Here is a 250-nt window from a genome sequence, read left to right as displayed (position 1 = left end):
GGGCTATGAGGCGGAGGTTGGCAAGCTGAAGGCAGCCTATCCGTTCCTCGCTGACAGCCATGCCCGAAGGCTGACGCGCCGCTACGGCACAAGGGCCAATGTGCTACTCGGCAAGGCCGCGTCATCAGCTGACCTTGGCAGGCATTTCGGATCGGATCTCTATGAGGCCGAGGTGCGCTATCTCATGCAGAACGAATGGGCCTTCACCGCCGAGGATGTCCTCTGGCGGAGAACGAAGGCCGGATTGCAC

1 protein-coding gene is annotated in these 250 nt (G+C 61.6%); it reads left to right on the top strand.

Annotated features, from left to right (window positions below; translation table 11 throughout):
• A partial coding sequence (locus SCA31_RS24700) for a glycerol-3-phosphate dehydrogenase C-terminal domain-containing protein (RefSeq protein ID WP_410699598.1) occupies nucleotides 1-250 on the top strand: 250 nt, incomplete at both ends.

This window comes from Chryseobacterium sp. SIMBA_028 (assembly GCF_046535285.1).
In the GTDB taxonomy this organism is placed as follows: Bacteria; Bacteroidota; Bacteroidia; order Flavobacteriales; family Weeksellaceae; genus Chryseobacterium.
Note: the sequence above shows the minus strand (reverse complement) of the source record. Positions and strands in the feature narration are given on the sequence as shown.